General features: G+C 61.8%; 18 protein-coding genes. 4 read left to right on the top strand and 14 right to left on the bottom strand.

The window, feature by feature from the left end:
* Positions 1-30 precede the first annotated feature (30 nt).
* Genes HJB84_RS11360 through pcsA form a run of 3 tightly spaced genes read right to left on the bottom strand, consistent with a single transcriptional unit; the run spans position 31 to position 3358 of the window.
* Positions 31-1599: an ABC transporter ATP-binding protein gene (locus HJB84_RS11360; protein WP_207584205.1), complete on the bottom strand. Its 1569-nt coding sequence runs from the start codon at positions 1597-1599 to the stop codon at positions 31-33.
* Positions 1600-1638: 39 nt separating this feature from the next.
* Positions 1639-2619 carry a quinone oxidoreductase gene (locus HJB84_RS11355; RefSeq protein ID WP_221115960.1) on the bottom strand — a complete coding sequence of 327 codons (981 nt, stop codon included), beginning with the start codon at positions 2617-2619 and terminating at the stop codon, positions 1639-1641.
* A gap of 10 nt (positions 2620-2629) precedes the next feature.
* Positions 2630-3358 carry a phosphatidylcholine synthase gene (gene pcsA, locus HJB84_RS11350; protein WP_207584203.1) on the bottom strand — a complete coding sequence of 243 codons (729 nt, stop codon included), beginning with the start codon at positions 3356-3358 and terminating at the stop codon, positions 2630-2632.
* Positions 3359-3707: 349 nt separating this feature from the next.
* Here pcsA and HJB84_RS11345 point away from each other — a divergent pair, with 349 nt between their 5' ends.
* A complete protein-coding gene (locus HJB84_RS11345; protein WP_003539571.1) occupies positions 3708-4520 on the top strand; it encodes a ferredoxin--NADP reductase in 813 nt (270 codons plus the stop codon).
* A 49-nt stretch (positions 4521-4569) separates the two neighbouring features.
* Here the strand turns inward: HJB84_RS11345 and HJB84_RS11340 are convergent, their stop codons facing one another.
* The gene (locus HJB84_RS11340; RefSeq protein WP_221115959.1) at positions 4570-5184 is read right to left on the bottom strand and encodes a GntR family transcriptional regulator; all 615 of its coding nucleotides are present in this window, start codon (positions 5182-5184) and stop codon (positions 4570-4572) included.
* A 209-nt stretch (positions 5185-5393) separates the two neighbouring features.
* On the opposite strand from HJB84_RS11340, the gene HJB84_RS11335 reads away from it, so the two are divergent.
* Entirely contained in the window at positions 5394-5546 is a 153-nt protein-coding gene (locus tag HJB84_RS11335; protein ID WP_221115958.1) for a hypothetical protein, read from the top strand.
* A 53-nt stretch (positions 5547-5599) separates the two neighbouring features.
* Here the strand turns inward: HJB84_RS11335 and HJB84_RS11330 are convergent, their stop codons facing one another.
* The 5 genes from HJB84_RS11330 to HJB84_RS11310 form a co-directional block, all read right to left on the bottom strand.
* On the bottom strand, positions 5600-6802 hold the full coding sequence (locus tag HJB84_RS11330) for an ABC transporter permease (protein WP_207584196.1): 1203 nt from the start codon (positions 6800-6802) through the stop codon (positions 5600-5602).
* Positions 6792-7508 (bottom strand): ABC transporter ATP-binding protein, encoded by a 717-nt coding sequence (locus HJB84_RS11325; protein ID WP_221115957.1) that lies wholly within the window; start codon positions 7506-7508, stop codon positions 6792-6794. Before HJB84_RS11325 ends, HJB84_RS11330 begins: the two co-directional genes overlap by 11 nt.
* Before the next feature lie 12 nt (positions 7509-7520).
* Entirely contained in the window at positions 7521-8813 is a 1293-nt protein-coding gene (locus tag HJB84_RS11320; protein WP_221115956.1) for an efflux RND transporter periplasmic adaptor subunit, read from the bottom strand.
* A gap of 159 nt (positions 8814-8972) precedes the next feature.
* On the bottom strand, positions 8973-9347 hold the full coding sequence (locus HJB84_RS11315) for a GFA family protein (protein ID WP_207584193.1): 375 nt from the start codon (positions 9345-9347) through the stop codon (positions 8973-8975).
* Positions 9348-9357: 10 nt separating this feature from the next.
* On the bottom strand, positions 9358-9567 hold the full coding sequence (locus HJB84_RS11310) for a hypothetical protein (protein WP_164015325.1): 210 nt from the start codon (positions 9565-9567) through the stop codon (positions 9358-9360).
* A gap of 374 nt (positions 9568-9941) precedes the next feature.
* Here HJB84_RS11310 and HJB84_RS11305 point away from each other — a divergent pair, with 374 nt between their 5' ends.
* Entirely contained in the window at positions 9942-10124 is a 183-nt protein-coding gene (locus HJB84_RS11305; RefSeq protein WP_221115955.1) for a hypothetical protein, read from the top strand.
* 172 nt (positions 10125-10296) lie between these two features.
* Here the strand turns inward: HJB84_RS11305 and HJB84_RS11300 are convergent, their stop codons facing one another.
* The 4 genes from HJB84_RS11300 to HJB84_RS11290 form a co-directional block, all read right to left on the bottom strand.
* Positions 10297-10815, bottom strand: coding sequence for a cytochrome c (locus HJB84_RS11300; RefSeq protein WP_405049223.1), 519 nt, complete (start codon positions 10813-10815; stop codon positions 10297-10299).
* 240 nt (positions 10816-11055) lie between these two features.
* Positions 11056-11388 carry a four-helix bundle copper-binding protein gene (locus HJB84_RS33565; protein ID WP_259671075.1) on the bottom strand — a complete coding sequence of 111 codons (333 nt, stop codon included), beginning with the start codon at positions 11386-11388 and terminating at the stop codon, positions 11056-11058.
* 11 nt (positions 11389-11399) lie between these two features.
* The gene (locus tag HJB84_RS11295) at positions 11400-11825 is read right to left on the bottom strand and encodes a DUF305 domain-containing protein (RefSeq protein WP_207584189.1); all 426 of its coding nucleotides are present in this window, start codon (positions 11823-11825) and stop codon (positions 11400-11402) included.
* Between the two features lie 37 nt (positions 11826-11862).
* Positions 11863-12192, bottom strand: a complete 330-nt coding sequence (locus tag HJB84_RS11290) for a hypothetical protein (protein ID WP_221115954.1) — start codon at positions 12190-12192, stop codon at positions 11863-11865.
* Between the two features lie 152 nt (positions 12193-12344).
* On the opposite strand from HJB84_RS11290, the gene HJB84_RS11285 reads away from it, so the two are divergent.
* Positions 12345-12893 (top strand): cytochrome b, encoded by a 549-nt coding sequence (locus HJB84_RS11285; RefSeq protein WP_207584187.1) that lies wholly within the window; start codon positions 12345-12347, stop codon positions 12891-12893.
* A gap of 74 nt (positions 12894-12967) precedes the next feature.
* Here HJB84_RS11285 and HJB84_RS11280 read toward each other — a convergent pair whose 3' ends face one another.
* Positions 12968-14047: an ABC transporter ATP-binding protein gene (locus HJB84_RS11280; RefSeq protein ID WP_221115953.1), complete on the bottom strand. Its 1080-nt coding sequence runs from the start codon at positions 14045-14047 to the stop codon at positions 12968-12970.
* Between the last annotated feature and the right edge of the window lie 10 nt (positions 14048-14057).

Below are 14057 nucleotides of genomic sequence, written 5' to 3'. Positions count from 1 at the left end.
CTGCCTCTTCAATGCGCATGGGGCGCCTCTTCAATGCGCATGGCGCGCCTCCGGGGCATTGCCGCTCTGGTGCAGGCCACCCATCAGCAGGCCGATCTTTTCGCGCGTCAGCTCGCCGGCCGCAGCCGGGCTGGAAAGGCGGCCTTCGCAGATGACGGCGATATCGGTCGCCACTTCGAAGATCTCGTCGAGATCCTGGCTGATGACGACAACCGCCGAACCGCTTCTGGCCAGATCGACCAATGCCTGGCGGATGCGGCTAGCAGCACCCGCATCGACGCCCCAGGTCGGCTGGTTGACGACGAGCACCGCCGGCTGGCGGTCGAGCTCGCGGCCGACGATGAACTTTTGCAGATTTCCGCCGGACAAGGAGCCGGCGGCCGGATCATCGCCGCTCTTGCGGACATCCATGGCCTCGGAAATCCGCCGCGCGGCAGATTTCACCGCTCCATGGCGGATGATGCCGAGCAGGCCGAGAAACGCCTTGCGGTCCGACTGGCTGCGGGCGAGCACCAGATTGTCCGACAGTTTCATGGCGGAAACGGCGGCATGGCCGTGACGCTCCTCCGGCACGAAGCCGGCGCCGAGCAGGCGGCGAGCGGTGATGCCCTGGGTGCCGACCGGCCTTTTACGGATGATGATTGCGTCGGGCGACGCGACCGGATATTCGCCGGACAGCGCATCGAAGAGTTCACTCTGGCCGTTGCCGGCGACACCGGCAATGGCGAGGATTTCGCCAGCGCGGACCGTCATCGAGACGTCACGCAGCGGCATGGCGAAAGGCGTGCGGGCGGCGACGGAAAGGTTGGCAACGGCAAGCTGCACCTCGCCCTTGTCGCTGCACTCCGGATGGGTGACAGTCGCCACCTCGCTGCCGACCATCATGCGGGCGAGCGAGGCGGGCGTTTCCTGCTTCGGATCGCAGGCACCGGTGACGCGGCCATGGCGCAGCACGGTGGCGCGGTCGCAGATGCGCTGCACCTCTTCCAGGCGGTGGCTGATATAGAGAACCGAACGGCCCTCGGCGCGCAGCTTGAACAGCGTCTCGAACAGCCTGTCGGCCTCCTGCGGCGTCAGCACCGAGGTCGGCTCATCGAGAATGATCAGCTTCGGATTTTGCAGCAGCGCACGGACGATCTCGATGCGCTGGCGCTCGCCGACCGAGAGATCGGCAACATGGGCGTGCGGATCGAGCGGCAGGCCGTAAGCCTGCGACAGTGCCCTCGCCTCCTCGGCGATCCTGTCGATCGGGATGGCGTCATCGAGCGAGAGCGCGATGTTTTCGGCAACCGTCAGCGCCTCGAACAGCGAAAAATGCTGGAAGACCATGCCGATGCCGAGCTTGCGGGCTTCACCCGGCGAGGTGATCGAGACCTGCTTGCCCTGCCAGAGGATATGCCCGTCCGTCGGCTCCAGTACGCCGAACAGCATCTTCACCAGCGTGGATTTGCCGGCGCCATTTTCGCCGAGAAGCGCATGAATTTCGCCCGGCGCGATATCGAGATCGATTTCATTGCAGGCGGCAAAGCCACCGAAGAACTTCGTCAGCTTCTGGACGGATAATAACGCACCGGACTCCGGCACATTCAATGGCGACACGTTCCCCTCATTTCTTCTGCCAGCCGGTCCGTTCGGATCTCATGGAATCAGCAGCGTCGTTCCTGTTGTTTTTCTTGTTTCCAGATCCGCGTGAGCCTGCCCAACCTCACGTAACGGATAGGTTTGATTGATATTGATACGCACTTTGTTGCTTTGCACAACATCAAATAGCGCCTTTGCACTGTCGATCAATTCCTGGCGCGCGGCGATGTAGGTGAAGAGCGTCGGCCGCGTCGCAAACAGCGACCCCTTCTGCGCCAGCATCGCCAGGGTGAAATTCTCGATCGGCCCGGAGGATTGGCCGAAGGAGGCAAAAAGGCCGCGCGGCTTCAGGCAATCGAGCGACTGTGGAAAAGTATCCCGGCCGATCGAATCGTAGACGACATCGACGCCTTTGCCGGCGGTGATCTCGCGGACGCGGACGGCGAAGTCCTCGCTCTTGTAGTTGATCACATGGTCGTAGCCATGGGCGAGCGCCAGCTGGACCTTGTCTTCGGAGCCCGCCGTGCCGATGACGGTAGCGCCGAGCGCCTTTGCCCATTGGCCGGCGATCAGCCCGACGCCGCCTGCTGCGGCATGAAACAACAGCACTGTCTCAGGGCCGACCTTGAAGGTGCGGTTCAGCAGATATTCGGCAGTCATGCCCTTCAACATCATCGCCGCCGCCGTTTCGAGCTCGATGCCGTCAGGCACATGCACCAGATGGCGCGTCTCGATATTGCGCTCAGCGCTATAGGCGCCGTCGGCGCTGGCATAGGCGACACGGTCACCGAGCTTGAAATCCGTAACGCCGGGGCCGACCGATGTCACGGTGCCGGCGCCCTCCTTGCCGGTGACGAAGGGTAGATGCGGCACCTTGTAGGAGCCGTTGCGGAAATAGACATCGATGAAATTGAGGCCGACCGCCGCTTGGCCGATCTGCACCTCACCGACTGAGGGCGGCGGGAGGTCGAGCTCGACATAGTCGAAAACCTCCGGCCCGCCCGTCCTCGAGAATGAAACCGCCTGCGTTTTGGTCATCTGGCTTGCCCTATGCTTCGCGTCCGAGAGCGGGGAAGAATTGCAGCACCGCACCGATGACGTAAAGATAGAGCCCGGTCACGATGAAGAGAATGAGCGCCCATTCGGGTGTGTCGAAGTGCATCAGCAGCGAAAAGATGCCCAGCGCCGACCACAGGAAGAAGACGCCGAGATTGAGCGGGCGCAGCCTTTTGACGCGGACCGGGTGCAGGAAATTGATCGGCAGGAAGGTCAGCACCACCGAAACGATGACGACGGCGAGCGCCGTCGTCGCGCTGGCATCGATGACGAACAGCGTGAAAACGATCATGTTCCAGACGACAGGGAAGCCGGAGAAGAAGTACTCCTCGGTCTTCATGCCCATATCGGCATAGTAAATGGCGCTTGAGATGACGATCATGCCGGCGGCGACGAAGGACCAGGGCTCGCCGATCATGCCGCTCTGATAGAGCGCGAAAGCCGGCAGCAGCACATAGGTGACGTAGTCGATGATATTGTCGAGCGTATCGCCAGACCAGTTCGGCAGCACTTCCTTGACGCGCACCTTGCGGGCGATCGGCCCGTCTATGCCGTCGACGAGAAGGGCAAGGCCCAGCCACCAGAACATGTCGATGAAGCGGTGCTCGGCGGCGGCAACGACGCCGAGAAAGGCAAGGAAGGAGCCGGAGGCCGTCAGGATATGGACGGAAAAGGCGCGCATCTCCGCGTAAGGAACACGCTTGTACTTGAAAATCTTCATATTCCCCCGACCGCCCTATCGCGCTCGCCCCGGCAAGCATCTTTTTTCGCCAACTATCACCGGACCCCTCTTCCTGAATCGGGTCCCGACGCCGTAGGTCTTTGTTGTCGCACCGTTTTTGCCGAAAACCGGCATCGATATCAGGCGCGCCGCCCTAATATGCATCCTTTGCCGGGCTTCGCCAGCGGGAAATACGACATTGCCCGCGAGCCATTGAATCCTGACAATGGCATGCATATTTCCCTTCAGGAGTGGTGCGTGGAATGGAATACCTTTAATTCGGGCGCGATTTGTAATATCTCGCTCGCATCCGACAGTTCATCCGACGAATACGGGATCCGCTACCGCAATGAACGCGCCTGCAAAGACCGAAGACTTCGCCTTGTCCATCCCCGCCGGCGTCTATGCCGAGACGGTGCTCGATGTCACGCACTATACCGACCGGCTCTTCCGCTTCACGATGACCCGGCCGCAGGGCTTCCGTTTCCGTTCCGGCGAATTCGCGATGATCGGCCTGATGGTCGAGGGCAAGCCGGTATTCCGCGCCTATTCGATCGCCAGCCCAGCCTGGGCCGAAGAGCTTGAATTCTTCTCGATCAAGGTGCCGGACGGCCCGCTCACCTCGCATCTGCAGGCAATCAAGCCGGGCGACCAGGTACTGATGCGCAAGAAGCCCACCGGCACGCTGGTGCTCGATGCGTTGACCCCTGGCCGCCGTCTCTACATGTTCTCGACGGGAACGGGCATTGCGCCTTTCGCCAGCCTGATCCGCGATCCCGAGACCTATGAGAAGTTCGAGGAAGTCATCCTCACCCACACGACACGCGATGTCGCCGAGCTGAAATACGGCTTCGACTTGGTGCACGAGATCCAGAACGACGAGTTGCTGAAGGAAGTCGTCGGCGACAAGCTGCGGCATTATCCGACGGTCACGCGCGAGGATTTCGAATATCGCGGCCGCATCACCGACCTGATCTCCTCCGGCAAGCTGTTTACCGATCTCGGCGTGCCGCCGCTCGACCCGGTGATCGACCGCGGCATGATCTGCGGTTCCTCGGCGATGCTGAAGGATACCAAGGAACTGCTCGAAAAGGCCGGCCTCGATGAAGGCGCCAATAGCAAGCCCGCCGAATTCGTCATCGAACGCGCTTTCGTCGGCTGACGTTTTCCGACAATCAGATCTGACAGCGGCTCCGGAAACGGGGCCGTTTCTATGTCTGGGCGAGATAGTCGATCAGCACCGCCATCGCGGCGCGCGCCTCATCCTGATTGCCCTGATGGATGGCGCGGATGACGGCGACATGCAGCGCGATGGCGCGATCCATGCGCTCCGGGCTTGCCGTCGAATACCAGAGGCGACGTGAATGCGTCTGCACCGGGCCGAGCGCTGCCATGATGAAGCCGTTCGGGCAGGCCTCCTCAAGGATTTCGTCGAAAGCCTTGTCGGCGGCGAAGAAGCCGGCGAGATCGCCGGTGACGGCGCATTCCTCCATCGCACGCGCGCAGTTGCCAAGGCGGACGCGCTGTTCCTCCGTCGCATGTTCGGCAACGAGGCTCGCTGCGATCGGCTCCAGCTCGCGGCGTACTTGCATGACATCGCCATGATCCTCAGGCGCGATCTCGGACACCTGCAGCCCAACTCGTGGCTTCACCAGGATTAGCCCCTGCCAGGCAAGCTTCTGGATCGCCTCGCGCACCGGTGTGCGCCCATGGCCTGCCATATCGATCAGCTGCTTTTCGGTGACAAGTGCGCCAGGCTTCAGCGCCAGCGTCACAATCAGATGCTCGAGCGCGAGATAGGCAAGATGGCTCTGTGAGGTCTGCATGCCGGACTATCCGTCGTTCGAGACTGATATATCACATAGTGGCACGCTCGAAAACTGAAGGCAAGTCAAGATGATATATCAAAATAGAGACAGATGAATAACATAGGCGAAGCTGCTGAGCGTCTACGCCGTAAACGCCTCCTTCCGCTTGCCTCACCCTCTGAATGCTCCTTGGGCCGAGCATTCACACGGCATCAACCAGCAGTGGCATGGATCCTCGGCTCAAGGCCGAGGAAGACAGAGAGTGGGTTGGCCTTCTCGCCAAACTCGCCAGTCTGCCGGGGGCCGCCGTCTCGACTGCTCTGGTGCCGCCCCTGCACAAGGCGCTTTCAGCGCGGCGCAACGTGACGGTGTCAGCCTGAACAAATGAGTGACAGCTCGAACCGCCGTCGGCTGGAGAACGACATCCTGCCTTTTACTCATGCCGCAGCGCCTCGATCGGATTGAGCTGTGCCGCCCGTCTTGCCGGGAAATAGCCGAAGATCATGCCGATTGCGGCGGAGAAGAGGAAGGCGACGGCGACCATCATCGGGCTGAAAACGAAGGGGACTTTTAGGAGCGTCACCGCGCCGAAGCCGAGGCTCAGGCCAAGCACGATGCCGGTGATGCCGCCGAACAGTGACAGCGCCACCGCTTCGACCAGGAACTGGGTCAGCACCTGGTTTTCGAGCGCGCCGATCGCCAGGCGAATGCCGATTTCGCGGGTGCGCTCGGTGACGGAGACCAGCATGATGTTCATGATGCCGATGCCGCCGACGAGCAGGCTGATGGCGGCGACGGCGCCGAGCAGGCCGGTCAGCAACGTCGTCGTGCCGGTCATCGCCTCGGCGATCTGGGTCATGTCGTTGACGTTGAAATCGTCCTGCCGGCCGGGCACGATCTTGCGGCGCTCGCGCAGCAGATCTTCGACATCGGACTGCACCTTGGCTGTGGAGACGCCGTCGCGCGCCGAGATGATGATCTGCGGCACGTTGCTGTTGCCGCTGATGCGCCGCTGGAACACCTTGACCGGCATGATGACGACATCGTCCTGGTCGGTGCCCATGCCGGACTGGCCGCGCTTGGCGAGCACGCCGATAACCGGGCATGAAACCTTACCGACGCGGATCTGCTGACCGATCGGATCGGCGGCGCCGAAGAGCTGCGAACGCACCGTCTCGCCGATGATGCAGCGGGACTGGCCGCGTTCCTCGGCGGGGGTAAAATTGCGGCCGAGCGCCAGGCTCCAATCCTGCGCCACGAAATAGTCGTTGGTGGTGCCGGAGACGCTGGTCGAATGGTTCTGGCCGCCAAAAATCACGGTCGCGGTGGACTGGTTGAGCGGCGCCACGGCTCTAAGGCCGCCGATCTGATCGCGGATGGCGGCGACATCCTTGACGCTGAAGCGTTTGGCCTCGGAGCTCGCCCGGCCGGGGCCGAACTGGCCGGGGCGGACGAACAGCATGTTGGTGCCGAGCCGCGACAGTTCGGTCGAGACCTGTGCGGTCGTGCCATTGCCGATCGTCACCAGCGCGATAACGGCGGCGACGCCGATGACGACGCCGAGCACAGTCAGGAACGAGCGCAGCATGTTTCGGCTGATGGCGCGCAGCGCCAGCTTCAGCGTCTCAAAGAACATGATCCGCCCTCCTGCGATGCTCGACCTCGGTCTCCAGCTTGCCGTCGACGAACCTGAACAGCCGCTGCGCATAGGCGGCGATATCGGGTTCGTGCGTGACCATGACGATGGTGATGCCCTGCTCGCGGTTCAGCCGGGTCATCAGATCCATGATCTCGATGCTGGTTTTCGTGTCGAGATTGCCCGTGGGCTCGTCGGCGAGCAGCAGCGCCGGTTCGGTGACGATGGCGCGGGCGATGGCGACGCGCTGCTGCTGACCGCCCGATAGTTCCTGGGTCTTGTGATGTTCGCGGCCGGACAGCCCGACCAGCGCCAGGGCTTCGCGGGCTCGTTCGCGCCGCTCGCGCACCGCCATCCCGCGATAGATCAGCGGCAGCTCGACATTTTCGACGGCCGAGGTGCGCGACAACAGGTTGAAGCCCTGGAAGACGAAGCCGAGCATATGGCGGCGCAGAAGCGTCAGCTGGCTTCGGTCGAAGCCACTGGTCGGAATACCTTCGAAGATGTAATCGCCAGCACTCGGCACGTCGAGGCAGCCGAGGATGTTCATCGCCGTCGACTTGCCGGAGCCCGATGGGCCCATGATCGCGACGAATTCGTGAGTGTTGATTGCAAGGTCGACATGGTCGAGCGCGCGGATCGCCGCTTCGCCTTCGCCGTAGATTTTCGAGACCTGCCTGAATTCGATGAGCGGCGGGCTTGCCATCCGTCTCTCCGCCTAGTTCGCACGCGTCGTGGCGTCGGTCACCAATGCGTCGTTTTCCTTGAGGTCACCGGAGGCGACCTGGGTGAACTGACCGTCGGACGAGCCGACCTGGATGACGACAGGCGTGGGCCGGCCGTCGCGCAGCACCCAGACGCGCCGCTGCGCTCCCGTCAACGCCTGACCTGAATTGCCGCCGCGCTGACGTGGTGGGCCGAAGATCCCGAAAATGCCGCGGCCGCGCCTTTCGGCTTGCGGGGGAGCATAACGTAGCGCGGTGTTCGGCACCATCAGCGTGTCCTTGACAGCTTCGACGGTGATGTCGGCCGTCGCCGTCATGCCGGGACGCAGCAAGAGGTCGGCATTGTCGACGGAGAGGACCGCCTTATAGGTCACAACATTGTTGACCACTTCGGAGGCGAAGCGGATCTGCTCGATCTCAGCCGGAAAGCTCCGGTCGGGATAGGCGTCCACTGAAAACTTCGCCTTCTGGCCGACAGCGATCTGGCCGACATCGGCCTCGTCGACATCGACCTGCAGCTCCATCTTCTTCAAATCGCCGGCGATGGTGAAAAGGATCGGCGCCGAAAGCGAGGCTGCGACCGTCGCACCCGGATTGACGGCACGGGTGAGGATCACGCCGTCGATCGGCGAGATGATCTTCGCCTTGGCGAGATTGACCTCGGCAAGCTGCAGATCGGCCTCCGAGGCCAGGACCTCGGCTTCGTTGATCTGTTTGGCGGCGACGGCGGAATCATATTTGTAGCTGGCGTCGTCGAGGCTCTGCTGGGTGGAGACGTTGCTCTTGACCAGGCTCTTCAGCCGCTCGAGCGAGGTGCTTGCTGATTGCAGGTCGGCATTGGCCTTGGCGACATTCGCCTTGGCCGAATTGAGCTTGGCGCGTGAGCTCTTCACATCCGCCTCGAGCTTGTTGGTGTCGAGTTGCGCCAGCACGTCGCCCGATTTGATCGTGCTGTTGTAATCGACGTTGACGTCGCGGACCGTGCCGGAAAGTTCGCTCGATATATCGACCTGCTCGGTCGGCTGCACCGAGCCGGTGGCGGTGACGAGCACCGTCAGGTCGCCGCGTTTTGCCGGCTGGGTGGCATAGCTCACTTCGCTTTGCCCGCGCCCCACATAGAAGTATGCGGCGCCGGCTGCAGCGGCGACGAGAATCAGCAGAATAAGCAGACGTCCGCGCCAGCGGCTGCGCTTGCCCTGCCGTCCCGATGCGGCAAGGACCGCTGCGAGATCGGACGCGCCGTTTGTCTCTGCCCCGGTCTTCTTGCTGGCTCCGGTATCGTTCATGTCATCCTCGATCAGTCGGGAGCCGTCTCGGCCCCGCTGCGAAATAAGCACAACGCAGATGAACCGGGCATTAGCATTGCCGCCGAAGTGGCACGGAATTGCGGACGGGGGAAATGAAATATTGGTAAGGAAAGTCAAGTTTTGGCGGGGAAGCGCACGTCAGTCAGCATCTTCGGCATATTGCCCCGCGCCCGGCAGCGGATGCAGCCAGGGCTCGCGCCGTTTAATCCAGACTTCGTAGTCCGGCGCAAGGTCGCTCGGCGGATCGTCGAGCGAGCCGAGGCGGATTTCTGTCGTCTCCTGCTGCAGGCAGAACAGCCTGCCGCCGCAGGCGGGGCAGAAGCTGCGACCGGCGAAGGTGGCGATCTCGCCGCTGTGGGAAAAAGCCCGGCGCGGCCAGACCGCGAAGAAGACGAAGGCGGAGCCGCTCGATTTGCGGCAATCGGCACAGTGGCAGAGGCCGACACGAAGCGGTTCGCCTTCCACGCGATAGGCAACCGCCCCGCATAGACAGCTTCCGGTGCGGATCCTCATGGTGCGGCCGTCAGGCGTCGAGACTGGTGGGCAAGCCCGGCGGGCGCCGCTTGGCCGCCATCAGCAGATCGAGTTCGGTTGCGGAGGGGCCGAACTTCTCGTAGAGGCGCTTGGCCTCCTCGTCATCAAGCCGGTATTTCCTGGCAAATTCGCTGATGCTATAGGGGCGCCCACGCAACACTCTTCGCGCCGGGGTCGCCGTATTCGGTGCGTCGGACATGGGTTTCTCCTTTCTTTGCATGCCTTTTAAGCTAGTGCGACAAGGTCAATTGGAAAGAGGCGGCGGGCTGCAGCGGCTCTTCCGGCATGGGTGGATCGGGTGGATTGCGGAACCTTCCCGCCACCACCGGCATTGTCAAAGCGAGGTTGCGGGCCGCGCTAAGCGGACGCGACGGTGCTGGAGAACATCGGGATTTTTCCGCTTTCTCCCGATGGCCAACGAAATGGCAGGCGAGCTCCCTACCCGCCCGGTCCGCTTCCTCATCGCTGTTTTCGAAACGAGATCACGAAATATTAAAATTGGGAACACATGCGCCTCAGCGAGGTTCTTCCCTCGGGGTCGACGTGGCCTCGTTCAAACCGAAGGAGAACCGTATGGCAAACCAAGGTGGAACCCACGAACAGCACGTCAAAGCTGGGCAGCAGAGTCACAAGAACGACTCCAACGCCCGCAGCTCCTCTTCAGGTGGCAGCGACGCGCAGTCCAGCGGGACCCGCGGCGGCAGCCATGAACAGCCTGTAAAAGCTGGTCAACAGAGCCACAAGAACAGCCAGTAAAGCTGTCTTGATTTGAAAATTCCCGGCTCGCGCTTCGGCGCGGGCCTTTGTGTGTCGAGTGGCTCCAACGGTGGCTTGTCCGCCTCCGGCATGTCCCGTTCCTCGATGAATCTTCAGACGTACGGCGAGACGCGTGGATACGACAGACAATGACAATCACGCATGGGCGCCGTTACTCCATCCTGAAGCGGGTGTGGCAGGTCGTGCAGGTCTGCAGCATCAGGTGGAACATATGTTCCGCCGGCATCGCCGACAACTCCTGCTGATTGCGGACGTGGGTGCCGAAAGGGCCGCCGCCCATCGCCTCTCCGGGCTTCATGCGCATGCTGGCGGTCATTGGCCCGGGGTTCTTTTCCGCGGCGGCACCCAGCGCGGCGGCATAGTCTCGGAGGTCGTTTGCGATGCGGTCGAACCGGTCGCGCTCCTTGAGAATGTTTGGCCCGGCCTTCGATTTCGGTCCGGCCGGATTGTTGGCCTCGGACGCGAAATGTGCGGAGAGAACGCCTCCTGACCTGTCGCGGATGGTATCGGCCGCCCACTTGAACTCGCTGGCCTTGTAGGCCGACGGATCCTTGAACATGCCGGAGATCGTCATTGCCGCTGCGGCCATGGCTTTCATGTCCGCCTGCCGGATGGTGACGACATCCTCCGCGGCCGAAGACACGGCTGCCGTCAAAATAACTGCTGCCATGAAGGCGAACGGTCCTAACTTGTTCGCGTCAGCTGTTAATCTCATCGACGACGCCGCCTGGATTGGTGACCATGATGCTGCAGCGGATATCCGATGCCGTGACCGAATTTCAATATTCGTTGACCGCGCCGCGCGTCTCCTCAGGCGCGCGGCGCTGTAACATTGGAAATGGATGTTTATCCTTAATCGAATTCGATTTCAGGAGCTATGCAGCAGGCAGAAAGAGGGTGAATGCGCCGATCAGGCCGCCATCTTCTTACAGCTCTCGGCGCAACGGAGACAGGCGTCGACACAGCTCTGCATATCGCCGACCCGGGCGCAGTCATGGGCACATTGGGCGCAGATTTCGGCGCATTCCCGGCAGACGTGCCTGTGATGTTCCGAGCCGATCAGCATGAAGTGCGCAGAGCTCCGGCAGATCTCCGCGCAAGCCATCATCAGCTTGAAGTGCGGAGGCTTCGTATGCTCCCCGCCAAGTTCCAAGCAGTGTCCCATGGCCATCGACAGGCATTCGCTGTAGCAGGCGAGGCAGTTGTCGATGCAGGCTTTCATTTCAGTCGACATGTGATGCATGGCGCAATCTCCTACTTGACTTGCTTGTCCACCCACTTGGACATTTCTTCGATCTCTTGTCTCTGCGCCTCGATGATCCGCTGCGCCATCTGCTTGGCTTCTTCGTTGTCGCCGTACTTGAGTTCAACCTCCGACATGCTGATCGCGCCCATGTGATGGGCGATCATGCCGCAGACGAAAGAGACGTCGGCATCCTTCTTCATCATTCCCTGCATCATGTTCAGGTGCATGTCTTTCATGCCGTCGGACGATGCCTTCTGGTAATCGGTCATTTCGCCCATTGGCATGCCCCCGGACATCGACATGTCCATCTTCATGCCTTCGGACTTACATTTCTCCGGATAGGCCATCGTATTTTGACCCTGAGCTGTGGCAGAAAAGGCCAGTAAAGCCGCGACTGCCGCCGCGCAGAGGGTAAGCTTGGTGAACGTTTTCATGTTTCGATCTCCGAAATCTGGTTGATGTCGATTTGTCTCAGCCCGGCAGAGATCGGGGCGGCGGATCGATCGCGCGGGTCAGCAGCAGCGGCCGGTGCTCGGCCGACATTCTTTCATGGATCCCCGGTTCGATCAGAGGCGCTGCGATTGATGCGAGTTGCGGCAGGATTGGGCAGCAGTGCATCGTCGAACAGCATGCGGTCAGGTTCCCGCAAGGATTACCGGCATCGCGATGTTGCTCCGAAGCCGCCGGCTGGTGCTGGTTTGGAACGGCGGGCGACGCCTCGACCATGCCGAACGGATTTACCGCCATCATCAGGACGACAACGAACACCTGGACTGAGCGGACTATGCTTCCAAGTCTCATTCGGCTGGTTTCCCTTCCGGGGCCCAACTGTGCGGCGGCGGAAATGTTCCAATCGAGGGTTGATCTGTAGCACTCAGATCCTTTGGCAATGGGGCGGTGAGAAAGCATTAACTGACGCAGATTAATCTGCGCGTCTCGCTCGGAGAGGATCGATGAAGAGTGGTTACTCGCTGCCCCAGATAGGGCTCCATTGGCTCGTCGCCTTCATGGTGCCGGTCCAGTATCTGACCGGCGGCAGCATCGAGAGAATTCACCACGCCGTCCACATGGGTATCGCGCCATCACATTGGGACGTCGCCCAGCACCAGCTTCATAACTACGCGGGAATGGCGATTGGCCTGCTGATGGGCCTGCGGCTGGTTCTTCGTCTCCTTCAACCGCCCGAATCCAGCAAGCCCGGTTCATGGGCCGGCCGGGCCGCGACGGCTCTTCATTACGGCTTCTACGCCGCAATCATCGGACAGGCCTGCATGGGGTTCGTCGCGAGCTACCTCTGGTTCACCATCGCGCCGTATCATGTGATCGGTTCGAGAGTTATCCTGGCGATGCTCGCGCTGCACCTCGCCGCAGCTGCCTGGCACACTCTGGTCGCCCATGACGAGACCGTCGACCGGATGGTGTTCTCGCGTCGGAGGCGGCCAGCCGAGAACCCCGTGAATCACAGGACGGACTGCCGACCACGAACGAGTCCTGCACCATGATCACGCCGACACCGCGCTTGCTTCGTGTACTCGGGAACGGCTGACTGGAAGCTGACGAGCGGTTTGCCGCCGCCTCAGCACAGACGCCGGCCGTCCTCGCCGAAGAGGTGGAGCACAGCGGGATCAAGATGCAGCGGCAGGCTGTCGCCTGATTTCATCCGTTGTTGGCCGGCAAAAACGGCGATGAGCTTCTTTCCACCTGCGTCGGCGTGGACGACGGTCTCCGAGCCCAGTTCCTCGACAAGAGTGATGCGGGTGTCCAGCTTGCGCGCACCAGTTCCATCGGCAAGGGTGATGTGCTGGGGCCGGATGCCGATGCTGACCCTTTCGCCGATTGGGCGCGTCTCTTTGGCAATCACCGAGAGACGGTGGCCGCCGACGGTTTCCACCTCGGCGAAACCATTCTCATGGCCGATGATCGCACCTTCCAGGAAATTCATGTGCGGCGCGCCGATGAAACCGGCGACGAAGCGGTTGGCCGGCGTGTTGTATAGTTCCAACGGCGTTCCCACCTGCTCGATCCTGCCGCTTCGAAGCACGACGATGCGGTCGGCAAGCGTCATCGCCTCGACCTGATCGTGGGTGACGTAGATCATCGTCGCCTTCAGGCGGGCGTGGAGGGCGGCGAGTTCGGCGCGCATGCTGACCCGGAGTTCGGCGTCGAGATTGGACAATGGCTCGTCGAGCAGGAAGGCATCCGGCCGGCGGACGATGGCGCGGCCGATCGCCACGCGCTGGCGCTGGCCGCCGGAAAGCTGACCGGGACGGCGCTGCAGGAAGGGCTCGATTTCCAGCATGCGGGCGGCGTCAGCGATGCGCGCTTCGATCTCGGCCTTGGCCACCTTGGTATTCTCCAAACCGAAGGCCAGGTTTTCCCGCACGCTCATATGCGGATAGAGCGCATAGGACTGGAAGACCATGGCAAGGCCGCGGTCGGCGGCGCCGATCTCGGTCGCATCCTTGCCGTCGATAGCGATGCTGCCGCCTGTGGGCTTGTCGAGGCCGGCGATCAGACGTAGCAGCGTCGATTTCCCGCAACCGGAAGGGCCGACGAAAGCGACGAACTCGCCATCGTCGACGGCAAGCGAGACATCACGGATGACCTCGACGGTGCCGAAATTCTTGACAATGTTCCTGAGCTCGAGCCCGCTCATGCACTCTCCT

It is taken from the genome of Rhizobium sp. NZLR1b (genome assembly GCF_019685155.1).
In the GTDB taxonomy this organism is placed as follows: Bacteria; Pseudomonadota; Alphaproteobacteria; order Rhizobiales; family Rhizobiaceae; genus Rhizobium.
The sequence above is the reverse complement of the archived record's forward strand: the minus strand, read 5'-3'. Positions and strand labels throughout refer to the sequence as shown.